General features: G+C 42.1%; 22 protein-coding genes and 1 tRNA gene. 13 read left to right on the forward strand and 10 right to left on the reverse strand.

Annotation, left to right across the window (positions count from 1 at the left end; genetic code table 11):
* Window positions 1-42 precede the first annotated feature (42 nt).
* Entirely contained in the window at window positions 43-948 is a 906-nt protein-coding gene (locus ACH3Z1_RS12040; RefSeq protein WP_490822228.1) for a ribonuclease Z, read from the reverse strand.
* A gap of 272 nt (window positions 949-1,220) precedes the next feature.
* On the opposite strand from ACH3Z1_RS12040, the gene rpsO reads away from it, so the two are divergent.
* The 6 genes from rpsO (at window position 1,221) to ACH3Z1_RS12070 (ending at window position 7,435) form a co-directional block, all read left to right on the forward strand.
* Entirely contained in the window at window positions 1,221-1,493 is a 273-nt protein-coding gene (rpsO, locus tag ACH3Z1_RS12045; RefSeq protein WP_490822229.1) for a 30S ribosomal protein S15, read from the forward strand.
* A gap of 156 nt (window positions 1,494-1,649) precedes the next feature.
* Window positions 1,650-3,803 (forward strand): polyribonucleotide nucleotidyltransferase, encoded by a 2,154-nt coding sequence (pnp, locus tag ACH3Z1_RS12050; protein ID WP_490822230.1) that lies wholly within the window; start codon window positions 1,650-1,652, stop codon window positions 3,801-3,803.
* 150 nt (window positions 3,804-3,953) lie between these two features.
* Entirely contained in the window at window positions 3,954-4,766 is an 813-nt protein-coding gene (prmA, locus tag ACH3Z1_RS12055) for a 50S ribosomal protein L11 methyltransferase (protein ID WP_490822231.1), read from the forward strand.
* 79 nt (window positions 4,767-4,845) lie between these two features.
* Window positions 4,846-5,502 carry a glycerol-3-phosphate 1-O-acyltransferase PlsY gene (gene plsY / locus ACH3Z1_RS12060; protein WP_490822232.1) on the forward strand — a complete coding sequence of 219 codons (657 nt, stop codon included), beginning with the start codon at window positions 4,846-4,848 and terminating at the stop codon, window positions 5,500-5,502.
* Between the two features lie 190 nt (window positions 5,503-5,692).
* A complete protein-coding gene (locus tag ACH3Z1_RS12065) occupies window positions 5,693-6,499 on the forward strand; it encodes a M48 family metallopeptidase (RefSeq protein WP_490822233.1) in 807 nt (268 codons plus the stop codon).
* Window positions 6,500-6,772: 273 nt separating this feature from the next.
* Window positions 6,773-7,435, forward strand: a complete 663-nt coding sequence (locus tag ACH3Z1_RS12070) for a YdeI/OmpD-associated family protein (RefSeq protein WP_490822234.1) — start codon at window positions 6,773-6,775, stop codon at window positions 7,433-7,435.
* 140 nt (window positions 7,436-7,575) lie between these two features.
* On the opposite strand, the gene ACH3Z1_RS12075 is transcribed toward ACH3Z1_RS12070, so the two are convergent.
* The 3 genes from ACH3Z1_RS12075 to ACH3Z1_RS12085 all read right to left on the reverse strand — a co-directional run bounded on the left by ACH3Z1_RS12075 (window position 7,576) and on the right by ACH3Z1_RS12085 (window position 9,774).
* Window positions 7,576-7,818: an anti-sigma factor family protein gene (locus tag ACH3Z1_RS12075; protein WP_490822235.1), complete on the reverse strand. Its 243-nt coding sequence runs from the start codon at window positions 7,816-7,818 to the stop codon at window positions 7,576-7,578.
* A gap of 15 nt (window positions 7,819-7,833) precedes the next feature.
* Window positions 7,834-8,394: a sigma-70 family RNA polymerase sigma factor gene (locus ACH3Z1_RS12080; protein WP_490822236.1), complete on the reverse strand. Its 561-nt coding sequence runs from the start codon at window positions 8,392-8,394 to the stop codon at window positions 7,834-7,836.
* A 117-nt stretch (window positions 8,395-8,511) separates the two neighbouring features.
* Window positions 8,512-9,774: an aminotransferase class V-fold PLP-dependent enzyme gene (locus ACH3Z1_RS12085; protein ID WP_490822237.1), complete on the reverse strand. Its 1,263-nt coding sequence runs from the start codon at window positions 9,772-9,774 to the stop codon at window positions 8,512-8,514.
* Between the two features lie 168 nt (window positions 9,775-9,942).
* On the opposite strand from ACH3Z1_RS12085, the gene ACH3Z1_RS12090 reads away from it, so the two are divergent.
* Window positions 9,943-10,026: transfer RNA gene (locus ACH3Z1_RS12090), tRNA-Leu, on the forward strand.
* Window positions 10,027-10,099: 73 nt separating this feature from the next.
* On the opposite strand, the gene hscB is transcribed toward ACH3Z1_RS12090, so the two are convergent.
* Window positions 10,100-10,591 carry a Fe-S protein assembly co-chaperone HscB gene (gene hscB, locus ACH3Z1_RS12095; RefSeq protein WP_490822238.1) on the reverse strand — a complete coding sequence of 164 codons (492 nt, stop codon included), beginning with the start codon at window positions 10,589-10,591 and terminating at the stop codon, window positions 10,100-10,102.
* A gap of 95 nt (window positions 10,592-10,686) precedes the next feature.
* On the opposite strand from hscB, the gene ACH3Z1_RS12100 reads away from it, so the two are divergent.
* A complete protein-coding gene (locus ACH3Z1_RS12100; protein WP_490822239.1) occupies window positions 10,687-11,886 on the forward strand; it encodes an NAD(P)-dependent oxidoreductase in 1,200 nt (399 codons plus the stop codon).
* Window positions 11,887-11,987: 101 nt separating this feature from the next.
* Here ACH3Z1_RS12100 and ACH3Z1_RS12105 read toward each other — a convergent pair whose 3' ends face one another.
* On the reverse strand, window positions 11,988-12,704 hold the full coding sequence (locus ACH3Z1_RS12105) for a tRNA1(Val) (adenine(37)-N6)-methyltransferase (protein WP_490822240.1): 717 nt from the start codon (window positions 12,702-12,704) through the stop codon (window positions 11,988-11,990).
* 60 nt (window positions 12,705-12,764) lie between these two features.
* On the opposite strand from ACH3Z1_RS12105, the gene ACH3Z1_RS12110 reads away from it, so the two are divergent.
* On the forward strand, window positions 12,765-13,226 hold the full coding sequence (locus ACH3Z1_RS12110) for a helix-turn-helix transcriptional regulator (RefSeq protein ID WP_490822241.1): 462 nt from the start codon (window positions 12,765-12,767) through the stop codon (window positions 13,224-13,226).
* A 118-nt stretch (window positions 13,227-13,344) separates the two neighbouring features.
* A complete protein-coding gene (locus ACH3Z1_RS12115; protein WP_490822242.1) occupies window positions 13,345-13,857 on the forward strand; it encodes a DUF4199 domain-containing protein in 513 nt (170 codons plus the stop codon).
* Between the two features lie 157 nt (window positions 13,858-14,014).
* Here the strand turns inward: ACH3Z1_RS12115 and ACH3Z1_RS12120 are convergent, their stop codons facing one another.
* The 4 genes from ACH3Z1_RS12120 to ACH3Z1_RS12135 form a co-directional block, all read right to left on the reverse strand.
* Complete coding sequence (locus ACH3Z1_RS12120; RefSeq protein WP_490822243.1) at window positions 14,015-14,776, reverse strand: succinate dehydrogenase/fumarate reductase iron-sulfur subunit; 762 nt, start codon at window positions 14,774-14,776, stop codon at window positions 14,015-14,017.
* A gap of 49 nt (window positions 14,777-14,825) precedes the next feature.
* Window positions 14,826-15,176, reverse strand: coding sequence for a four helix bundle protein (locus ACH3Z1_RS12125; protein ID WP_490822244.1), 351 nt, complete (start codon window positions 15,174-15,176; stop codon window positions 14,826-14,828).
* A 132-nt stretch (window positions 15,177-15,308) separates the two neighbouring features.
* A complete protein-coding gene (locus ACH3Z1_RS12130) occupies window positions 15,309-17,282 on the reverse strand; it encodes a fumarate reductase/succinate dehydrogenase flavoprotein subunit (RefSeq protein WP_490822245.1) in 1,974 nt (657 codons plus the stop codon).
* 72 nt (window positions 17,283-17,354) lie between these two features.
* Complete coding sequence (locus ACH3Z1_RS12135; RefSeq protein ID WP_490822246.1) at window positions 17,355-18,020, reverse strand: succinate dehydrogenase cytochrome b subunit; 666 nt, start codon at window positions 18,018-18,020, stop codon at window positions 17,355-17,357.
* Between the two features lie 329 nt (window positions 18,021-18,349).
* Here ACH3Z1_RS12135 and ACH3Z1_RS12140 point away from each other — a divergent pair, with 329 nt between their 5' ends.
* From ACH3Z1_RS12140 to ACH3Z1_RS12150, 3 genes are all read left to right on the forward strand, one after another.
* Window positions 18,350-19,600, forward strand: a complete 1,251-nt coding sequence (locus tag ACH3Z1_RS12140; RefSeq protein ID WP_490822247.1) for an ABC transporter permease — start codon at window positions 18,350-18,352, stop codon at window positions 19,598-19,600.
* A gap of 80 nt (window positions 19,601-19,680) precedes the next feature.
* Window positions 19,681-20,661: a tRNA (adenosine(37)-N6)-threonylcarbamoyltransferase complex transferase subunit TsaD gene (tsaD, locus tag ACH3Z1_RS12145; RefSeq protein WP_490822248.1), complete on the forward strand. Its 981-nt coding sequence runs from the start codon at window positions 19,681-19,683 to the stop codon at window positions 20,659-20,661.
* Window positions 20,662-20,849: 188 nt separating this feature from the next.
* Window positions 20,850-23,123 carry an ATP-binding protein gene (locus ACH3Z1_RS12150; RefSeq protein WP_490822249.1) on the forward strand — a complete coding sequence of 758 codons (2,274 nt, stop codon included), beginning with the start codon at window positions 20,850-20,852 and terminating at the stop codon, window positions 23,121-23,123.
* The last annotated feature ends 2 nt before the right edge of the window (window positions 23,124-23,125 follow it).

Raw genomic sequence — 23,125 nt, forward strand, 5'->3', positions numbered from 1 at the left:
TTATATGCCACACAGTTTTCTCATTTTCAAATTTCCTCATTTTCAAATTAAATAGGTCGTTCCCTCAATCGCCAGTTGTGTATTGGCGAAGACAGATTGTGCTTCGCTTAGGAAATCTTCTAAACTTTCATATTTACTGCTGAAATGGCCGATGAGTAATTGCTGAACTCCTGCTTGTTTAGCAATAGATGCTGCCTGTATGGTGGTGGAATGATAACGTGCAGCGGCTCTCTCTTCCAGATCCTTTAAATAAGTGGCTTCATGATAGAGCATGTTTACGCCTTTTGTTTTTTCGGCAACAGAAGGATCATAAATGGTATCGGCACTAAACGCATAACTGCGGCCGGGTGTATTGGCATAAGTAACAGTTTCGTTTTTGATGATCAGCCCATCACGGGTTTCATAATCATCTCCATTTTTTAAACGCTCGTAATAAACGGAAGGGATATTGGCTGCAATGGCAGCATCGCGATTTACTTTTCTGGGTTTCTTTTTCTCCCTGATGATAAAACCAAAACAGGGAATACGGTGTTGCGTACTAAAGCATTCAACCGAAAACTTCGGATGATCGAGTAACAAGCCTTCCTGTTCAATGCCATGAAAATAAATGGTAAATGGCAGGCTGGTAGATGCCACTTCTAATTGAAGGTTGATGATTTGCTGTAATGCCGGTGGTCCGTATAAATGCAGATCCTGTTCCCTGCCAAGCAGTCCCATGCTGGTGATGAGCCCGATCAGACCGAAATAGTGATCGCCATGCAGGTGTGAGATAAAAATGTGGTTGATGCGACCTCTTTTCACCTTATAACGGGCCAGTTGAATCTGTGTACCTTCTCCACAATCAATCAGGAAAACCTGCTCATTCAGTGTAATAGCCTGGGCAGTTGGATGCCTGTCGTAAGCTGGTAGTGCAGAATTATTGCCTAATATGGTAACGCCAAACATCATAGAATCAGGTTAGCGGAAAATGTCCGATTACTACAAAATAAAAGTTATTCTGTTGAAAATCAATAAATTGCTTTCTTATTCCGGCGAAAAGCCAGACTGGTAAGCAATAAAAAAGTCCGAATTTGTAACAACAAACAGCCGATGAAATACCGGGACTACAGGAGGGGGTAAAATTCAGGGTTTAAAATTATCAATTTTGCCTGATATATCCTACCTTTGCAGCCGATAAAAAATAAGAGGAAAACATTCCGGAGTCTATTAAACATTTTCAGATGTCTCATTTAACAACAGAAAAAAAAGCCAGCATTTTTGCTGAATTTGGTGGAAAAGCCACCAACACGGGTTCAATTGAAGCTCAGGTTGCTATGCTGACTGAGCGTATTGCCCACATTTCACAGCACTTACAAGCCAATAAAAAAGATTATTCCACACACCGTGGTTTGATGCAGATGGTAGGCCAGCGTAAGCGTTTGCTCACTTACATGCAGAAAACAAACCTGCAGGGCTATCGTGCACTGATCGAGAAACTGGGTCTGAGAAAATAATTTTTCAGTCTATGATACATGCTATTCCCAACTGGTATTTGTAAACGGTTGGGAATAGTTATTTGTGTCAGTACCTGTTTCAGTTCATTTCCCTAACCAGGGTATCCTGCACGTTTTCCCGCCTGTGCCGGATGGTCCCTACTACAAAAATTAATTATGTTATCACAACCAATCAGTGTCAGTTTTGATCTCGGTGGCAACCGTATCGTTACCATCGAAACCGGTAAACTGGCCCGTCAGGCAGATGGTGCCGTTACAGTGCGCCAGGGCAATTGTGTGCTTTTAGCCACCGTTGTTGCCAATAAAGATCCCAAAGAAGGGCAGGATTTCTTCCCTTTGAGTGTTGATTACCAGGAAAAATTTGCCGCCGCCGGCCGCATTCCCGGTTCATTTTTCAAACGTGAAGCCCGCTTAAACGACTATGAAATTCTCACCAGCCGTTTGATCGACCGCGCTTTACGTCCATTATTCCCAGAAGATTATTTGTGCGATGTACAGGTGCTGGTTAGCCTTGTATCCAGCGATGCTGAAGTAATGCCCGATTCACTGGCTTGCCTGGCTGCATCTGCTGCACTTGCTGTATCAGATATTCCCATCAAAGAAATCATCAGTGAAGTAAGGGTTGGCCGGATCAATGGTCAATATATCATCAACCCAACCCGTTCCGAATTAGAAAAGTCTGAAATCGAATTCATCGTAGCCGCTACTGAGAAAAACCTCATGATGGTGGAAGGCGAAGCAAAAGAATGTTCAGAAGCTGATCTGATTAAAGTACTGGAACTGGCACATGATGCCATCCGTATACAGATTAAAGCACAGGCAGAACTGAGAACGAAGAAAGGTGTAACCACCATGCGCGATTACAAAAAGCCTGAGCAGAACGAAGAACTGAAAGCAAAAGTGTATGCTTTTGCCAAAGACCGTGTATATGAAATCTCACGTAAAGGATCGGCCAAACATGAGCGCAGCGATGCTTACAGTGCATTGAAAGATGAACTGATTGCCAGCCTGGGTGAAGATATTACCGATCTGGACAAAAAACTGGCGAAGAAATACTACGAAGACCTGAAATGGGAAGTAGTACGCAGCATGATCATCGACGACCGCTTCCGTCTGGATGGTCGCAAGCTCGATGAAGTTCGTCCATTGGCCATGGAAGTGGATCCATTACCAACACCACACGGTTCAGCACTGTTTACCCGTGGGGAAACACAATCACTGACTACCGTAACATTTGGTACCAAACTGGATGATCTGCTGGTAGAAAGTGCAGCCAAATCTGTAGATTCTAAATTCTATCTCCATTATAATTTCCCTCCATTCAGCACCGGAGAAGTAAAAATGATGCGCGGTCAGAGCCGTCGTGAAGTGGGACATGGTAACCTAGCCATGCGTTCACTGAAACAGATGATGCCTAACAGCAGCGATTATGCTTATACCGTTCGTGTGGTGAGTGATATCCTGGAAAGTAATGGTTCTTCATCTATGGCTACTGTTTGTGCCGGTTCGCTGGCATTGATGGATGCAGGTGTTCCTGTACCTAAACACGTAAGTGGTGTGGCGATGGGACTGATTACCCGTGAAGATGGTAAATATGCGATCCTGACCGATATCCTGGGCGATGAAGATCACCTGGGTGATATGGACTTCAAAGTAACTGGTACCCGCGATGGTATTTGTGGTGTACAGATGGATATTAAAGTAGACGGTCTGAGCATGGAAGTAATGCGTGAAGCATTGGAACAGGCCCGTAAAGGTCGTTTGCACATCCTCGATGCCATGTATGAGTGTATTCCTGCACACCGTGATGATGTGAAACCACATGCACCACGTATGATCAAACTGATCATCGATAAAGAATTCATCGGTGCGGTAATCGGACCAGGTGGTAAAGTAATCCAGGAAATCCAGCGCGAAACAGGTACTACCATCAATATCGAAGAAGTGGGTAATACAGGTGAAGTGAGCATTTTCTCTGCCGATAAAGCTTCTGTTGACAAAGCAGTGGCATGGGTAAGAGGCATTACTGCTACACCTACTGTAGGCGATGTGTATGAAGGTCCGGTAAAAGGGATCAAGGAATTTGGTGCTTTTGTGGAGTTCATGCCTGGTAAACAAGGTTTGTTACACATCAGTGAAATCAGTTGGAAACGCCTCGAAAGCATGGAAGGCCTGTTCAATGAAGGTGATATGGTGAAAGTGAAACTGGTTGGATTGGATCCTAAAACAGGAAAATTCAAATTGAGCCGTAAAGTGCTGATGCCAAGACCCGAGGGTGCAAAACCCCGTGAGGAAGGAGGAGAAGCGTAATCAATATTGAATATTGAATGACGAATATGAAATGGGACTTCCTGCCAAACAGGAAGTCCCATTTTTAATATTCCGCAGGGCTTAATTTACAATCCGCCTCAGGCGGATTAGACCCAAGAATTTTCAAATTTTCAAATTTTCAAATTTCCAATGAACCACTACCAAATAACCATCCCCGTAACCGAAGAGTCAACCCGCGACATCCTGGTGGCCCAATTGGCTGAACTGGGTTTTGAAGGCTTTGAGGAATCGGAGACAGAACTGAAAGCATATATTGAAGAAGGGGCTTTCGACGAAAAAAATATAAAGCAAATAATTGATCAACTGTCTATAACTTATTCAAAATCAATTATTAAAAAAGAAAATTGGAATGCTGTTTGGGAATCTAATTTCGAACCGGTGTTGGTAGATGACTTTGTAGGCATAAGAGCAGGGTTCCATGCTCCGCTTGCAGGTGTGCAGCATGAAATTGTGATTACACCTAAGATGAGCTTTGGAACGGGCCACCATGCCACCACTTATTCTGTGATGCAATTGATGCGTGAGATTGATTTTCAGGGCAAATCGGTATTCGACTTTGGAACAGGCACGGGTATACTGGCCATACTGGCCGAAAAGCTGGGAGCAACAGAAATCCTGGCCGTTGATTATGATGACTGGTGTGTGGAAAATGCTTCTGAAAACACTTTAATTAACAATTGCCAATATATTGATATTCAGAAAGATGATACAGCTAAAACAAATAAGCCGTATCAAATCGTTATCGCGAATATTAATAAAAATATCATCCTCGATAACCTGCAATACCTGGCCAAAGCTGTGATTCCCGGGGGCGAAATCGTACTAAGTGGCTTGCTGAGCGATGACGAAAACGATATTTTAACCGCTTGTAAACCATTAGGTTGGCACCATATTAAAACAGTACAGAGGGGGGCGTGGATAGCCATCAGGCTAAAGGGATAATTTTCCCCAAGGGGGATGTTAATTTATCATTAACTTCATTTTAGGTATATTTGTACCTCCAAACTTCAACCACCCCCCGATGAACGAACTATTGCTCATTGTATTGGCTTATATGATCGGATCGATTCCTACCGCAATCTGGGTTAGTAAATCATTCTTTGGTATAGACATCCGCGATTATGGAAGTGGCAATGCGGGCGCCACCAACACCTTCCGTGTTTTGGGTTCTAAATGGGGCAGTTTTGTGATGATGGTGGACGTCATTAAAGGTGTAATAGCTACTTCTCTTTATATTCTTTTACCTTATTACCTCACCAATGAGTGGGACAGAACCAACCTCATGATCGGTTTGGGGCTGGCCGCCGTACTGGGTCATATTTTCCCTGTATGGGCCAATTTCCGTGGCGGTAAAGGGGTGGCAACATTACTGGGAATGGCAGTAGCCATTCAGCCAATGGTTGCTCTTTGCTGTATCGGTGTTTTCCTGATTGTATTATACCTGACACGCTTTGTATCGTTGAGTTCTATACTGGCGGGTATTTCATTTATGGTATTTATCCTTTTCATTTTCAATGAGGAAGAAACCCTGTACCGCATATTTGCGGTTCTTGTAGCTTTAATGGTGGTCCTCACACACCAGAAAAATATTTCCCGTATTCTCAAAGGCACTGAAAGTAAAGTGCCCATTCTCCGCCACCGCGATAAACGCAGGTTAAGACGAGATCGCTTCAAATAAGTATTTATTCCGCTCGATTTTCAAATGAATAGACTGGATACCAATTGGCATCCGGTATCACCTCGCATTGTTTTGTATAATCCAGCCCATTTATTGTATCATTCACAGTTATCGGTCGATCCCTAACATTTCACCTGTTACCGGTGCTATCTTTGGTATGGTTTTTATTCAGTTTTATCAAAATGCATTTATGAAAAAGAGTATCATTTACTTGCTGTTGCTTAGTATAGCATTTGCAGCCTGTCACCGTAACACCATCACCGGAAGGAACCAGTTAAGCCTTTTACCTGATTCTGAAATACAGGCGATGGCTTTTAACGAGTACAAAGAGTTTATTTCAACCAACCCTGCGGTACAGCCATCCGGTAATAATGATGCAGCGATGGTACAAAGAGTCGGTGGGCGAATTATTGCTTCTATTAAAAAATATTACGCTGAAAAGGGGTATGCCAAAGACATCGAAAATTTTGCCTGGGAAGTAAACCTCGTAAACAACAAGGAACCTAATGCCTGGTGTATGCCGGGTGGTAAGATTGTGGTATACACCGGATTACTTCCGCTTACGCAAAATGAAGCATCACTGGCAGTGGTAATGGGACATGAAGTAGCACATGCTTTGGCACGCCACGGTAATGAACGTATGAGCCAGGGTTTGTTGCAGCAATTAGGTGGAGTGGCTTTATCTGTTGCTATTGCCAATAAACCAACTGAAACACAGAACCTGTTTATGACTTCCTATGGTATTGGCAGCAATGTAGGAGTGATTTTGCCCTTCAGCAGAAAAAATGAACTGGAAGCTGATAAATTAGGACTTATGTTTTCTGCTTTGGCGGGATATGATCCGAGAGAAGCCATCCCGTTCTGGCAGCGTATGGCCAAAGCAAGCGGGGGTAATAAACCACCGGAATTCCTCAGCACCCACCCGGCCGATGAAACCCGCATAGCAGCGTTGCAGAAAATAATGGACGCAACAGTTACTCAGTATTATAAGAAGTGAGTTGAAAAGTTTGAAGTCGGAAAGTCCGGAAGACAGGAAGAAGGCGCTGTGATTTGGAGGTCTTCGTTGGACTTCCGGACTTTCCAACTTTCGGACTTTGCTCCCCACAGCTCCAGATACATTAAAATTATCGCATATATCTCAGTAAAATCAGCTCTTTTTCTGTTAAAAAAGCCGCTCAAACACAAAATACATTGCTTTTGTTTGCGGAAACCCATAACATTTTTTTAACTTTGCCTTCTTTTTGTTCATCCTACTAATTTGTTTTTAGGCATGTCAAATCAGACCGTGTTGGAAAAGTTGCAGTTGAAGGATGAGAAGAACCTGCTTATTCAGGGACTTCCTTCAGCTATCGAAAAACAGTTTGCCAAGTTAACTTATGCCAAGAATGTAACCCCGCTGCTGAGAAGCAAAAAGGTTGATTTTGCCCTGGTGTTCGCTATCAGTCAGCAACAGTTGAATAATGTGTTGTGCGAAGTGATACCAGCGCTACATGAAGACAGTAAGTTATGGGTAGCTTATCCCAAAACCACGAGTAAGATTGTTAGTGATCTGAATCGTGATTGCAGTTGGGACTGTCTTACCAAAAAAGAGTATGAATCGGTAAGAATGGTGGCCCTTGATCATGTATGGAGTGCCATCCGTTTTAAAAAGACCGATAAAATACCCAACCGCTCACGTGCTTTCTCGGAAGTAAAGAGCCAGGAGCTGGGTGTTGATTTTGAAAAAAGACTGGTAGTGGCCCCGGTTGAACTGGAAAGACTGTTCACCAAACACGAGGAAGCCAAAGAGTTTTTCACCTCATTGTCATTCACCAACCAGAAAGAATATGTAACCTGGATCCAGGGTGCCAAGAAAGAAGAAACAAAACAGCGGAGACTGGAAACAGCGCTGGAGAAATTACTGGCCGGTAAGAAGAATCCTTCGGAGAAATAAGAAACAGAGAAATATTCAATATTGAATGTCGAATGATGAATAGTCGTTCGACATTTTTTTTGCCATTAGATGGCACACAGATTTTCATGATTGTTATGATCTATCATGAAAAATCATAACAATCATGAAAAATCCGTGTTCTATTTACTTGCACTTAGTGACTCCTGCATTTTATTTTTAGACGCTTCTGAAAGTGTATCTGTACACTCAGCATGTTTGGCATGGTGGGCAATCATATTTGACTGTTGTTCAAATAAACGGCAAAGGCTGCAAATGGTCATATGAGAACGCAACTGGATTTTTTCCATCCAGCTCAGTTTACCTTCCTCTTTTTTGGAGGAGAGATAAGTGGCTTTTTTGCAACTGATTGTAAACAATCCCATGGGGCGTCAAATTATTTATTTCAGGTTGATCCAGTTTTTTTCCAGGCAGGCCCTTAACCCAAGTTTGGCCCGGTGTATCAGCACCCAGTAATTAGACGGGGTGATGCCCAATGCCTTACAAATTTCATCTGCATCCAGATCGTCCATGTATTTCATGACAAATACGCTTTGTTGTACCTGCTGGAGTTTTCGTTTGCACTTTTCAAAAACAGTATAAAATTCTTTCTGGTTGATATTGTCCGAAGGCAAAGTCCAGCTCAATGGCTGGTCGTTTTTGGTCCAGTGTTCATGCTGGTCAAAGAAAACATCGGTCGCATCCGATTCGGTACCTGTTTGTACAATCTCTTTAGCTTTCCTGCGATAATGATCGATGATTTTGTTTTTGAGGATGGTAAATAACCAACTCTTCTCTGATGCTTCACCTTTGAATCCATCTTTGGCTTTCCAGGCACTCAGAAATGTTTCCTGTACCAGGTCTTCGGCCACCTGTGCATCATTCACCCTCGGCTTCGCATAAGCATATAGCAGATCTGCGTAATTGGCTATCCATTGATCGGGTGAGAGACTGTGTGGCATAAGAGATGTTAGATATTAGATGTCGGATGTCGGATGTCGGATGTCGGATGTCGGATGTCGGATGCTTTGGATTTGCAAGTTACTGCTTTCATAAAATCATACATCAGACATCTGACATCAGACATTTTTCAACGCTGCCACCAACTGATCAAGCTCTTTTGTAGTGGTATAGAGATTGGGGGTGATGCGGCATCCATATACATCGGCTTCTGCTCGTTCAATCGCTACGGTGTAAATTTTATATTGATTTAAAAGTGTAGTGGCAAGATCCGAGGGCTTTATTCCTTTCACCCCTACATTGGCAATGGCACAACAGCGTTGTAGATCATCGGGGGTATTGAGGATGATTTTAGGCAATGTCCTTACCTGTTTCAGCCAGTATTGCTGCAGGTATTTTAATCGGGCTTCTTTTCTTTCTGCACCAATCATTTTATAATGTTCAATGGCATAAGGTATAGTGATATCGGTAGCTACCGGATGTGTACCAGTATGGTTTAGCCTGGCAATCGTTTTTTCTTCACCCTCTGAAGGACCAAGCAATGGCCAGTTCTGGTGAATATGTTCCTTCTTCACATACAATAAACCTGCACCCAGCGGTACGCTCAGCCATTTGTGCAGGCTGGCGCCATAATAATCGCAGTGCAGGTCGGGTATCTTGAAATTGAGTTGGGCAAAAGCGTGTGCGCCATCTACCAATACCTGAACACCTTTACTATGGGCCATGTCGCAGATTTTTTGAACAGGCATTACCTGACCGGTAATATTCACGACATGTGGAACCATCAGGAGTTTGGTCTTGGGCGTAATAGCATTGGCATATACCTGAACCAACTCTTCATCACTTTTAGGGTTGTGGGGAATGGAAACCATTTTATTAATGATACCATGTCTTTTGGCTACCAGTTTAAACATATCGAGCATGGCCAGGTAGTCCTGTGCAGCCATTACCGCTTCATCACCGGCTTTCCAGGGGAAGCCACCAATAATGGTATCGAGCGATTCGGTGGTATTACGGGTAATAATAAGTTCTTCGGCACTACAGCCCGCTAATTCGGCTAGTAGGGCATTGGCTTTCTTTTTATTATCAGCCTGCACTGTACGCATGTAATAAGGTCCGTGGTAATTGACTTCACGGATGTTTTTAATATAGGCTTCGAGGATATTTTCGGGTAAGAAATTATAATAACCGTTCTCCAGGTTGATATAATCTGGTTTCAGTTTATACCCGTTTCTGATCACCGACCAGAAATTTTCATCATCGGCTATCTCTGCCGGGGAGAGGGTATCGTATTGTTGTATCCATTCGTTCATAGCGTTACTGCTTAAGGGTAATGTAAGACCAGCCAGGGAGATTGATTTGATAAAATCGCGCTTATGCATGGGATAAAGTTGTACTGAAAAGTACAGTTTTCTGCTGTTTCGGGTCTAAAATATTGATGAAGCTATGTAGACGAAGGGAAGGCTGTTACTTTACAAGAAAAGCACTCATTTTTTCAACAGGTATATTGTCAGATTCTCAGATTCTTTCCCTAATATTGCAACCCCAATGCCCAGATGGCGGAACTGGTAGACGCGCTAGACTCAAAATCTGGTTATCGCAAGGTAGTGCAGGTTCGATTCCTGTTCTGGGCACAAAAAAGCAGCGATTCAATCGCTGCTTTTTTATTTGAAGGCATACAAACCTCATTTTCAAATTCACGAATTTTCAAATTTCCAAATTCTCAACCATTCGATCTAAGTACTTCTTCTTAAAATAATACTCTTTCACTTGCAACAGCTCTTTTTCGGAAGTAAGACCTTCCTGATAATCTGTAATAATCGTTTCCACAGTGGCATACAATTCTTTTTTTAGCTGATCAATTTTGGCCTGTATTGTTTCGGTCATCCCTTCTTCCAGTTCCTCATTCAGTTCCATCACTTCCATCAGAAAATCGGGAGACAACTGGTATTTTTCATCCTCTTCCAGCAAACCTTTTAACTGGAGTACATATTTAATGGTTTCATCCCGATCCTTCAGTATCTTAAATGCTTTATTGATCTGGGACGATACCTGCAGCGCTTCCTCCTTTTCAGCATCGGATGCCTGCCCAAACCTGTCGGGGTGGTATTTACGTTGCAACTCAAAATACTTTTTCGACAAACCGCTGGTATCAACGTTAAGCGTAATCGGGAGGTTAAAGAGTTCGAAGTAGGTCATAGTGAGTAGTCAGTAGTGAGTAGTCAGTAGGCAGGTTGATGAAAAACTCACTACTGACTACTCACTACTCACTATCTTGCCACAAAATTAGCAGAATGCTTGTTATCGGACTTATCAGAGAGGGAAAAATTCCGGCAGATAACCGGGTGGCGCTTACGCCCGGACAGTGTAAATGGCTGCAAAAAAAGGTGGAAGGCTGTAAAATACTGGTACAACGCTCACCCAACCGCTGTTTCAGCGACCAGGAATATGCCGATGCGGGGATTGAATTAACGGATGATCTCTCAGCCTGTTCCATACTGCTGGGTATTAAAGAAGTGCCGGTTGATATGTTACTGGCCCATAAAACTTACCTGTTCTTTTCACATACCAAAAAGAAACAGCCCTATAATCGTGCTTTGATGCATGCGATGGTTGACAAACAGATCACCCTGATTGATTATGAGTGTCTGGAACATGAAGATGGGCAACGCATCATCGGCTTTGGTTTTTTTGCGGGTATAGTGGGTGCACACAATGGTATCATGTGTTATGGCAACAGAACCGGGGCATATCAGTTAAACAGGGTAGTAGATGTAAAAGATTACCGCGAACTCATTCATACCTATTTCGGATTAAAACTGCCCAACATCAAAATAGCTGTTACAGGCAGTGGCCGTGTGGCGCATGGTATTCTTGAGATCATGAACCTGATGGATGTGCAGGAAGTAGAACCGGATGAATATATGAGCCGTTCTTTTAGTTACCCCGTTTATGTACACCTGAAAGGGGCCGATTTATACCGGCACAAAACAGAAAATACTTATCAGCGCGATCATTTTCATGCAAATCCGGGTGAGTATACATGTGTTTTTAAACAGTACTGCTCGCATACCGATATTCTCATGAATGGTATTTACTGGGACCAGCAGATACCGCGTTTATTTGAACTGGATGACCTGAAAGATCCGTCATTCCGGATACAAACCATTGCAGATATTACAGATGATAAAGGTGGTAGTGTGCCATGTAACCTGGGTGATGCTACTATTGATGATCCTGTTTACGGGGTTGATAAATATAGTTTTGATAAAACCCTGCCATATTTAACCGGTAGTGTCGACGTAATGGCGGTGGGTAACCTACCCAATGAATTACCGCGCGATGCGAGTAAATATTTTGGGGAACAGTTGATCAAATATGTACTCGAAGACATCATCAAAGGAGGGACTGATACTTTGGATCGTGCCACTATTCTGCGTAATGGAAAACTGACTTCACATTTTGAGTATTTAGCAGATTATGCGGCGCATTGATGGATTGATTGCCACTGTCCGAAGGATTCCGCCGGAGAAGGCACTGAGATACACTGAATCGTTTCTGTGTTTTTCTGTGCCTTCAGTGGCAATAAACTTCTTTATAAATGCAGATAATAATCTTTCAACAAAACCACAAATTCTTCTGAATAATTCCCGTTTTTTTTGATGAGGATTGAATGGCTAACCGGCTCCATCTTTTTCCTCCCAAACAAAAGCATCACCCTGAACGGACCATGTTTTTCTGTTTGCTGTACCAGTACTTTTTCATGAAGAAAGAAACCATTATTAGTGCTATACTCCAAACAGTCTTCGAGGCGTTGATAGGGTAGTAGTACAGCAAAAATTCCGTCCGGCTGGATACAGCGGGTAACATTTTCCCATAGTTGCTCCAGTGTTAAACCTGTATCGTGAAGTGCCAGGTTTCTTTGCTGATCAGGGCTTCGGAGATCCTGCTCATAAAAAGGAGGGTTGGAGATGATAAGGTCATAGCCGGTTTTTTGCCAGTCATTCACAGCACTATGATGCGTGGTTACTTTATTACTCCAGGGAGATAAAATTATATTTTCTCTTGCCTGATCTACGGCACCGGCATCTACATCAATGGCATCAATGGACCCCGGGAATTGTTGTGCCAGCATTAATGCAAGTAAACCGGTTCCTGTTCCGATATCCAGTACGCTTGTACCCTGAAACTGGTTTTCTTGTATCTTCTTTGTCACCCATGCCCCAAATAGGCATGCATCGGTGCATACTTTCATAGCTGCCCGTTGCTGATGGATGGTGAATTGTTTAAACTGAAAATAAGTATTGGGCATTCAGCAAAGGTAATAAGCTTTAGTCCTTAGTTATTATCTTAGGGGGGAAGGCTGTTACACATGATCCGAAAATACCGACTCATTATTGGTTATAGTTTTTGTCTGGCAGTATTGCTGGCATTGCTCAGGTGGATGGAGATCAGATATCTTTTGTATGAATACGTATTTACCATTTATGCCCTTTTCATTGCAGTGCTATTTCTGGTAATCGGTATTTGGCTCTCCCGAAAGCTTACACAACCAAAACAAACAATTGCCATTAAAGAAAAGATCATCTACCTCGACACAGCTACTCCTTTTTCCCGCAATCAAAAAATGGTGGAAGAGCTAGGACTTAGCAGTCGTGAGTTGGAAGTTTTGAATTTAATGTCATTAGGATACAGCAATAAGGAGATAGCATCGCAATTATTTGTTTCGCCTAATACGGTTAAAACACATTTATCCAGCATATTCGAAAAACTCAACGTAGGGAAAAGGTTGCAGGCTGTTGATCAGGCAAAAAAGCTGGGTTTAATTCCTTGAAAACAGGTACTAATGGGTGAAAATGGACTAAAAAGTATAAAATCACCCGAAAGTATGAACCCGATTGTTCAGATTGGATCGATTTTGCGAATAATTTTTAAATCGAAAAACAACTTACATGAAAAAAGTAATCCTTATTAATGGCATCATTGGTGGTTTTATTGTGAGTGCACTCATGGTACTTGCAACCCTGTATTTTAAAAGCACGGGAGATTTCGAGAATGGAATGATCTATGGGTACGCCTCGATGATCCTGGCATTTATCTTCATTTTTGTTGGGATAAAAAGCTACAGAGATAAATACAACAATGGACTCATCAGTTTTGGCAAAGCTTTTAAAATTGGTTTGCTGATTGCATTAATTACTTCTACCTTTTATGTGGTCACCTGGCTGTTTGAATATTTCTATGTATTTACAGATTTCGCGGAAATATATGCTAAAGAAACACTGGCAAAAGCCAAGGAGTCAGGCGCTACAGCAGCGGAATTGGCTAAAAAAACAGCCGAAATAGCCAAGTTCAATGAAATGTATAAGAATCCCTTCTTCAATGCCTTAATCACCTATACGGAAATATTACCGGTAGGCTTGGTCATTTCTTTGATCAGCGCGTTCTTTTTGAAGAAAAAATAGGAGGAAGTTTCAAGCTGCAGGCTGCAAGCTACAAGCTTTGCATTTGTACTGAACAAGTAACGTTAGGATGCTTCAAATAAAAAAGCATCCAGCGTTTCTGGATGCTTTAAGAACTTGCAACTTGTGGCTTGCAGCTTGTAGCTTGTAGCTTTTCAGCTTATTCCACTGTCAACCCCGCCATCAAATACTCCTGGTTGAGTCTTGCGATATTGCTGATGGAAATTTCTTTCGGACAGGTAGCTTCACAGGCACCGGTATTGGTGCAGGCACCAAAACCTTCTTTATCCATTTGCGCTACCATATTTATGACACGCGATTTGCGTTCCGGTGCACCTTGTGGTAACAATGCCAGGTGTGATACTTTGGCACTGAGGAATAACATAGCCGAGCTGTTCTTACAGGCTGCCACACAGGCACCACAACCAATACACATGGCTGCCGCAAATGAAGCATCTGCTTTATCTTTCTCAATGGGTAAGGCGTTACCGTCAACCGCATTACCGGTGTTAACGCTGATATAACCACCTGCCTGTATAATACGGTCGAATGCAGAACGGTCTACCATCAAATCTTTGATAACGGGAAATGCATTGGCTCTCCATGGCTCAACAACTATTGTATCACCATCTTTAAAGGCACGCATGTGGAGCTGACAGGTGGTATTGGCCTGCCAGGGGCCATGGGGTTTGCCATTGATATACATGGAACAGGCTCCACAAATACCTTCACGGCAGTCGTGGTCAAATGTAACCGGATCTTCACCATCGCGGATGAGTTGCTCATTCAGCACATCAAACATCTCCAGGAAACTCATTTCCGAAGAAATATTTTCTACCCTGTACAGTTTAAACTCTCCTTTACTAGCACTATTCTTTTGCCTCCAGACTTTAAGATTCAGATTCATTGTATAATGTTCCATGGTAACAATTTGAAAATTTGAAAATTTGAAAATTTGAAAATTAAAACAGTCAGTAAGACTTTGATGTGGCAATTATTTTTGAAAGAATTCTGATGATTTCATCTAATGACTCTTTCAAATTTGCATCATAGTAATACGCCGGACTTTGTTCACATAAGGTCAGCCAATAGAGCGTTTCACTTGCTTCTTTGGCTGCAATTTTCATTTTGTGAATGAAGTCTGCTCTGCTTTCAGCATTCTGGGCTTCAAAAACATTAGCTCCAATAGAAGTGCCAGATCGCAGAACCTGTTTCGCAATTACAAATTTCCTGTTTTGTTCAAGAACTTCATTATATGCTATGATCTGTAAGGAAAAACTAATAGTCTTTTCTACGATCACATTTTTTCTGTCATTTCTCATGGGAAAATTATAAATGAGGAAACAATTTACCTCATTTATAATTTTTCTCTCCCGCTCCGCAACTGCTTCTAACTATTAAGTAATTTTTGACAATTCAGCATTTTCAAATTTTCAAATTGCCACATTTTCAAATTACTTATAATTCCGCTGGCTTGGTTTAATTACATCATAATTCAATGTTTCTTTGTGCAGCTCCCACTGGTGTTCTCCTTTGTGCTCCCAGGCAGCTACATACATAAAGTTAGCATCGTCGCGCATCGCTTCACCTTCTTCTGTTTGTGATTCTTCACGGAAATGTCCGCCACAACTTTCTTTACGGTTCAGCGCATCCAGACACATCAATTCTCCCAGTTCAATAAAGTCGGCCACACGGTTGGCTTTATCCAATTCAGGGTTCATGGCATTGATTTCACCCGGAATACGAACATCGCTCCAGAATTCTTTTTTCAATGCCTGTATTTCTGCAATAGCCTGTTTCAATCCTTCTTCATTTCTGGCCATCCCACATTTATCCCACATGATTTTACCCAGGCGCTTGTGGAAACTTTCAACAGACTGTTTGCCCTTGATATTCATCAGTTGATTAATCCTGTCGCTCACAGCTTTCTCCGCTTCTGCAAAAGCAGGATGATCGGTAGCAATGGCTTTGCTGTAGATTTCATCGGCCAGGTAATTGCCAATGGTATATGGAATAACAAAATAGCCATCGGCCAGACCCTGCATCAATGCAGAAGCACCTAAACGGTTGGCACCATGGTCGCTGAAATTGGCTTCACCCAATGCATATAATCCGGGAACGGTGGTCTGCAGTTCATAATCTACCCACAATCCACCCATGGTATAGTGTACAGCAGGGTAGATGCGCATGGGTACTTCATATGGATTTTCACCTGTGATTTTCTCATACATGTCGAACAGGTTGCCATATTTTTCCTTCACCACCTCTTTACCCATGGCAATGATTTCTTCCAGGCTAACATTGTTTCTGCCTTGTTTATTGGCTTCTGTACGGCCATAACGTTCAATGGCAGAAGCATAATCAAGATATACGGCTTGTTTGGAAGAGCCTACACCATAACCGGCATCACATCTTTCTTTGGCTGCACGTGATGCCACATCGCGTGGAACCAGGTTACCAAAGGCAGGATATCTTCTTTCGAGGTAATAATCTCTTTCTTCTTCAGGTATATCTGTAGCCTTACGTGTATCGTTTTGTTTTTTGGGTACCCATATGCGACCATCGTTACGCAGCGATTCTGACATCAATGTCAATTTCGACTGGTGATCTCCACTTACCGGAATACAGGTAGGGTGGATCTGGGTGAAACAGGGGTTCCCAAATAAAGCACCCTGTTTGTGTGCTTTCCAGGCGGCGGTTACATTGCTGCCCATGGCATTGGTTGACAGGTAGAAAACGTTACCATAACCACCTGAACAAAGTAATACGGCATGTCCAAAATGGCGTTCCAGTTCTCCACTAACCAGATCGCGGGCAATGATACCGCGTGCTTTTCCGTCAATCTTAACGATCTCCAGCATTTCATGACGGCTGTACATTTTTACATTACCCAACGCCACCTGGCGCTCAAGGGCCTGATAAGCACCTATTAATAACTGCTGACCGGTTTGTCCGGCAGCGTAAAAAGTTCTTTGTACCTGTGTACCACCAAATGAGCGGTTACTCAGTAAACCACCATATTCACGGGCGAAGGGAACACCCTGGGCCACACACTGGTCAATAATATTAGCACTTACTTCCGCCAGGCGATGCACATTGGCTTCACGGGCACGGTAATCGCCGCCTTTAATGGTATCATAGAACAGACGAAAAACACTGTCACCATCATTCTGGTAATTTTTGGCAGCATTGATACCACCCTGGGCTGCGATAGAGTGAGCCCGGCGGGGAGAATCCTGGAAACAGAAAGCCTTCACTTTATATCCCAGTTCACCCAATGAAGCGGCAGCAGAAGCACCGGCCAGACCAGTACCTACGATGATCACTTCCAGCTTGCGTTTATTGGCCGGATTCACCAACTTGCAATGTCCCTTGTAATCTGTCCATTTCTGATCTAATGGCCCGGCAGGTATTTTCGCATTCAACATACGAGATGTTTTTATAACGTGAAAGGTGGAGTGAGCGTCATTTTGATGGTTGACTGCTCACTTTTGACTTTATTAAATCCATTTAAAATAAAAGCTGATGGGCATCATGGCGAATACCAATGGAACGATGATGGAGAATCCATAACCGATTGCTGTCAGCATTTTATTGTATTTCTTATTGTGAACACCCAGTGTTTTAAAGGCACTCTGGAAACCATGTGCCAAGTGATAGGCCAGTGAAATACAGCCAATCACATACAAAATCACTACCCATAATACACTGAACTCTGTCTGCATTTTTTCATACAGGTTGATTTCAGGTCCTAACAGAAACCCCTGGTTGGAACGGTTGGGAAACCAAAAATGCGACATATGCATGATCAGAAAAAGAAGAATCAGTGTACCGAGCAAACCCATGCTGCGGCTGTACCATTTACTTCCATTACTGTAAGAAACGGCATAACCCACAGATCTTTTCTTACGGTTTTCAACGGTGAGTAGGTAACCCTGTATAATATGGAGGAAAAATCCTGCAAACAATCCTATTTCAAGGATACGAGGAACCCAGTTGGCACCCATAAAATGAGCGGCATGTAAAAACATTTCACCACCATCGTTGGCCCAGATACAGGCATTTAATCCGGCATGTACAATCAGGAAAAGAATCAGGAAAATACCAGTGAAACCCATGACCAGCTTCTTTCCAACAGATGAGGTAAATACTTGTTTCCAGGTCATATTGCAAGTTTATAGTTGAAGAAATCGCTGCAAAAATAACGCAGAACGCAATAGCATTTTCGGAAAACGTAAAAAGTTTTATGCATTTATGTTGATAAACAATGTTTGGGAGGGAATGGTTCATTCGTAGTCGGAAAGACCGAAAGTCCGAAAGTCCGGGAGAAACTTGTTTAACGTTGAAGCCCCTATGCAAATAATAGCAAGCCAAACAAAAAGTACACTACTTATTTCTGACTTCCGGACTTTCTGTCTTTCCGAATTCGGTCTCATCTCTTCCCCGCCCATAAAATTTAGTTTATCCATCCATAAACTGCACTTACATTTGGTATATGTTCAAACTGCTCAATATATTATGGAACAGTTTCCGGATGGCTTTACAGGAGCTGCGCGTCAATAAACTGCGTACTTTCCTGTCGCTGTTTGGCATAACCATTGGTATCTTCTGTATCATCGGTGTACTGGCTACAGTTGACAGCCTGGAAAGAAAAGTGCAGAATGATATCAAAGCATTTGGGAACAATACCATTTATATTGATAAATGGGACTATAGTGGTGGTGGTCCCGACTACCCCTGGTGGAAATACATGAAACGCCCCAATATGAAAGTGGAGGAAATGCGTTTTATCAAAGCCAAAAGCCAGTTGGCGAGTAATCTCTGTTTTTTTGTTTCCAATAACGTGAACCTGAGTTACAAGGATAATATCCTGAGTAATGTAAATATCTATGGGATAACAGAGGAGTTTACATCCATTCAGACCATTGATATTGATAATGGCCGGTACCTGAATGAAGCAGAATTTATGCGTGGCACCACTTCCGCTGTGATCGGATACGTTGTAGCGGAGCAGTTATTTGGAAATCCACAGAAAGCTGTTGGGAAACAGGTTTCCTATAATGGCAAACGTGTAAATGTCATTGGAGTCATCAAAAAACAAGGGCAAAGTTTTGTGGGTGGGTTTGATTATGACCAGTCACTCATTGTTACCTATCGATATTTCGCCAGTGTGTATAATCCGGATTACAGCAGTCCATTTATTATGGTGCAGGGTAAAAAGGATGTACCATCACCAGCATTGGCCGATGAACTGATAGGGGTAATGCGGCAGTTGAGAAAATTAAGTCCGGCAGACGAAAACAATTTTTCCTGTAATGATGTAGCACAGTTTAGTGAGCAGGTAGGCGGATTTTTTGGACAGGTGAGTGCCGGTGGCTGGGCCATTGCAGGTTTAAGTTTAATAGTAGGCGCATTTGGGGTAGCCAATATCATGTTTGTAACTGTTCGTGAAAGAACCAGTCAGATAGGCTTAAAAAAAGCCATTGGTGCCAAACGCAGAACCATACTGACAGAGTTCCTCCTCGAAAGTGCTTTCCTATGTATTATCGGCGGATTGATCGGCCTTGCCCTTGTATGGTTGATGTCGCTCATACTGAGTGCTGTACTTCCTTTCCCTATTTATATAGCCCCGAATATCATCATACTTGCATTAAGTATTTGTATAGGGCTGGGTATAATTTCAGGAATTATTCCGGCATCCATTGCAGCTAAAATGGATCCGGTAGTGGCTATCCGTACAAAATAGACGGATTACATCCTTCATTCAATTAATTTTGCATTCTCTTTTACCAGAAATCTGTTCGCATCAGTAAACCTGTAACCATATTGGCCATTGAATCATCCTGCGATGAAACTGCTGCATCGGTATGTGTGGATGGGAAAATACTGTCCAATTTTATCGCAAACCAGTCTGTTCATGAGCAATATGGTGGTGTAGTACCAGAACTGGCCAGCCGTGCGCATATGCAAAATATTGTTCCGGTGGTTGACCAGGCCCTACAAAAGGCAGGTATTCACAAAAATAATATTGATGCAATTGCATTTACACAGGCACCCGGATTAATTGGCAGTCTGCTGGTAGGTGCACAATTTGCCAAATCAATGGCATTGTCACTGAATAAACCATTGATCGGTGTTCACCATATGCAGGCACATGTACTGGCCAACCTTATTGGTGACCATAATCCATCGTTTCCCTTTCTATGTTTAACAGTGAGCGGGGGACATACACAGATAGTACTGGCTCATTCTCCACTGCATCTTGAAGTAATCGGTGAAACCATCGATGATGCTGCTGGAGAAGCATTCGATAAAACGGCAAAATTGCTTGGGCTTCCATATCCGGGCGGACCATTGGTGGATCGTTATGCGAAAAACGGCAACCCGAAAGCATTCAGTTTTGCTGAACCCCAGATACCTGAATTGAATTTTAGTTTCAGTGGATTAAAAACATCTGTGTTGTATTTCTTGCAAAAACAGGAACCGGGTTTTATAGCACAACACCTGCATGATCTTTGCGCATCAGTGCAATTTGCTATTGTAAATATTCTCATGAAGAAACTAAAGAAAGCAGTGCAGCAAACAGGTATTAAAAATATTTGTATTGCGGGTGGTGTGAGTGCCAACAGTGGATTAAGAGAAGCGCTTTCAGAAGCTGGTTTAAAACATGACTGGAAAACATATATACCTAATTTTGAGTATTGCACCGATAATGCTGCAATGATTGCTATAACTGCATACTATAAATACCTCGATCAACAGTTTGTTGAACTGGATGCAGGTCCTACTGCAAGAGCAACTTGGTAATCGTTTGTTGTTGTTAAGTTTTTTTCAATCTTTTTTTAATGATCAGAGATAGTAAAACGAACTATCTTTCCAGCGTAACACTTAGAGAAAATGAGATTGGCTCCGCTTCTGAATTGTCAGTATTTGCATACGCTATTGTTTTCATCCGCACCCTCTTCTGATTTGTCACTCAATTTCAATGATTTTGTATGTGGATAGTGCGGTGTTTCATTGGTCTGGTATTTTTATTGTCTAGCTTTTCATCCTCAGCGCAACAGAAAAGGTTGGATAGTTTATTACAGGTACACCATTCATACCATGTAAAAGATTCCATCAAAATAATACATTACAGAAATATTTTTCGTCAGTATGGCAATATGCAGCGTTTCGATTTAGCTGTATTATATATTGATAGTGCCGTTTCGTTGGCCAGACAACTAAAATTAAATGTTGCATTGTGGGATGTATTTGAAAGAGCAGGCAGACTACATCATGGCCGATCGAGATATGCGGAGGCATTAGGATATTATCAGAAAGCATACGATGTAAGTCTTGATATAAAGAGTATAAGACACCAGGCAGGTATTTTACTGAATATGGGAGCATTGTATCTCGATCTTAAAGATTATATAAAATCACTTGAAAAACACCAGGCATCATTAACGCTCTTTGAGCAGGTCAATAATATTGATGGTATTAATAGTTCTATCATGAATATAGGGTTGATTTATCTTGACCTGAACCAGATAGAAAAAGCACTGCTTTATATGAAGCGTGCATTAGTTGCATTCGAAAAAGATGACCCGCAAGGACGGGGGATAGCTGTTGCGCAACAGGCTATTGCATTGGCTTATATGCGGGCTTCTGATGCTGAACTGAAAAAAATGAATATCGGTTCAAGCGAAAGGTACATGTTGGCATTGACTGGATTGAATAAGGCATTACCCATTGCATTCAAAGAAGACGACCTTGGGCTGGCGTCTAATATCCTTGCAGATATGGGTGAAATTTACGACCGGATGGGCGATGCAACCAAAGCCATTGCTGTATTAAAAAGAGCAATGGATATTGATGTTTCGCATGAAGAGTTTATAGTTACTGCAGAAAATTTTTATAAAACAGGTTTGCATTATGTGAAATGGAAAGAGGACCAAAAAGGGCTACAATATTTCCGATCGGCGATTACAGTTGCAGAGAAGCACCAGGCACTCGGTACGCTCAAGCAAGTGTACGAACAGATGAGTTATCTCTATGAACGGATGGGACGATTTGACAGTTCATTGATTTTTTTCAGAAAGCATATTGTTATCCGCGATAGTTTGTATGGGGAGGAGAAAGAAAAAGAAATTACGCGACAGCAATTAAGAATTGATCTGGATATCAAAGACCGGGATTTTCGCTACAGCAAACAATTGCTCGATAATGAGTTGAAACAACAGGTATTATTAGCCGCCAGAAGAAAGGATCAGTTAGAGCTTACGGAGAAAGAGAAGAGTGTACAACGCTTATTGTTTTTACAGGAACAGTCGAAGTTGGAAAATGAAGCGCGTCAGCAATCCATTGTTTTTCAGCAGCAGCAGGATCGATCAAGATTTGAAAAAGCCATCGCGCAAAAACAGATCAGTAACCAGTATTTGCAGTTGCAGTATAACAGAAACCTGAATCTTTTTTTCATGGTAGTGGTATTCATATTGCTGGGGGCGGCAGGTAGTATCTATTATAACCAGCGGAAAACAAAAAAGCTGAATATCATTATCAATAATCACAAGAAAGAGCTGGAAGAGCTCGTTACGGTAAAGGATCAGGTTTTAGGTACATTGAGTCATGATATGCGCACGCCCATCAATTCATTGATTTCATTTACGCATTTGCTGGAGAAAGATACCATTCCGCAAGAGAAGATGAAATTATATGCGGCTCAATTAAAAAGTACACTTGGTTATACGCAGGGACTGATGGATAACCTGCTGAAATGGGCCACCAGTCAAATGCACGGCTTTGCGCCAAACACAGAATCAGTTGATCTTGGACAGGTTGTGGAAGAAGTATTATTGTCTGTAACAGATGCAGTTGGTCAAAAGCAGTTGCTTATTCAGAACAATATTACACATGGATCCATATTGTCGGCTGACCGTGAAATGTTAGCATCTGTAGTCAGAAACTTAATAGCCAATGCCATCAAGTTTAGTCATAAGAAGGGAGCAATCGAATTACATTCAGTAGCCAATGGAGAGCATAGGAATTTTATCGTCACTGATCATGGAATTGGTATGGATGCGAATAAAGTGTTGCTGATTAATGATGCCGTAAATCACTCTGTTAAAAGTTCAAGAGGAACAGTGCAGGAGAAAGGTAATGGTCTTGGGTTGGTTCTCTGTAAATCTTTTGTTACAATGATGAATGGTCAACTGGTAGTAAGCAGTACAATCGGGGAAGGAACCAGCTTTACCGTTCAGTTACCCATACATATAACACAAGTCTGAGA

This window comes from Sediminibacterium sp. FW305-C-49 (assembly GCF_058231085.1).

Coding starts and splice junctions, on each gene's coding strand:
- ACH3Z1_RS12040 (WP_490822228.1), bottom strand. CDS start 948: ATGATGTTTGGCGTTACCATATTAGGCAATAATTCTGCACTACCAGCT.
- rpsO (WP_490822229.1), top strand. CDS start 1,221: ATGTCTCATTTAACAACAGAAAAAAAAGCCAGCATTTTTGCTGAATTT.
- pnp (WP_490822230.1), top strand. CDS start 1,650: ATGTTATCACAACCAATCAGTGTCAGTTTTGATCTCGGTGGCAACCGT.
- prmA (WP_490822231.1), top strand. CDS start 3,954: ATGAACCACTACCAAATAACCATCCCCGTAACCGAAGAGTCAACCCGC.
- plsY (WP_490822232.1), top strand. CDS start 4,846: ATGAACGAACTATTGCTCATTGTATTGGCTTATATGATCGGATCGATT.
- ACH3Z1_RS12065 (WP_490822233.1), top strand. CDS start 5,693: ATGAAAAAGAGTATCATTTACTTGCTGTTGCTTAGTATAGCATTTGCA.
- ACH3Z1_RS12070 (WP_490822234.1), top strand. CDS start 6,773: ATGTCAAATCAGACCGTGTTGGAAAAGTTGCAGTTGAAGGATGAGAAG.
- ACH3Z1_RS12075 (WP_490822235.1), bottom strand. CDS start 7,818: ATGGGATTGTTTACAATCAGTTGCAAAAAAGCCACTTATCTCTCCTCC.
- ACH3Z1_RS12080 (WP_490822236.1), bottom strand. CDS start 8,394: ATGCCACACAGTCTCTCACCCGATCAATGGATAGCCAATTACGCAGAT.
- ACH3Z1_RS12085 (WP_490822237.1), bottom strand. CDS start 9,774: ATGCATAAGCGCGATTTTATCAAATCAATCTCCCTGGCTGGTCTTACA.
- hscB (WP_490822238.1), bottom strand. CDS start 10,591: ATGACCTACTTCGAACTCTTTAACCTCCCGATTACGCTTAACGTTGAT.
- ACH3Z1_RS12100 (WP_490822239.1), top strand. CDS start 10,687: ATGCTTGTTATCGGACTTATCAGAGAGGGAAAAATTCCGGCAGATAAC.
- ACH3Z1_RS12105 (WP_490822240.1), bottom strand. CDS start 12,704: ATGCCCAATACTTATTTTCAGTTTAAACAATTCACCATCCATCAGCAA.
- ACH3Z1_RS12110 (WP_490822241.1), top strand. CDS start 12,765: ATGATCCGAAAATACCGACTCATTATTGGTTATAGTTTTTGTCTGGCA.
- ACH3Z1_RS12115 (WP_490822242.1), top strand. CDS start 13,345: ATGAAAAAAGTAATCCTTATTAATGGCATCATTGGTGGTTTTATTGTG.
- ACH3Z1_RS12120 (WP_490822243.1), bottom strand. CDS start 14,776: ATGGAACATTATACAATGAATCTGAATCTTAAAGTCTGGAGGCAAAAG.
- ACH3Z1_RS12125 (WP_490822244.1), bottom strand. CDS start 15,176: ATGAGAAATGACAGAAAAAATGTGATCGTAGAAAAGACTATTAGTTTT.
- ACH3Z1_RS12130 (WP_490822245.1), bottom strand. CDS start 17,282: ATGTTGAATGCGAAAATACCTGCCGGGCCATTAGATCAGAAATGGACA.
- ACH3Z1_RS12135 (WP_490822246.1), bottom strand. CDS start 18,020: ATGACCTGGAAACAAGTATTTACCTCATCTGTTGGAAAGAAGCTGGTC.
- ACH3Z1_RS12140 (WP_490822247.1), top strand. CDS start 18,350: ATGTTCAAACTGCTCAATATATTATGGAACAGTTTCCGGATGGCTTTA.
- ACH3Z1_RS12150 (WP_490822249.1), top strand. CDS start 20,850: ATGTGGATAGTGCGGTGTTTCATTGGTCTGGTATTTTTATTGTCTAGC.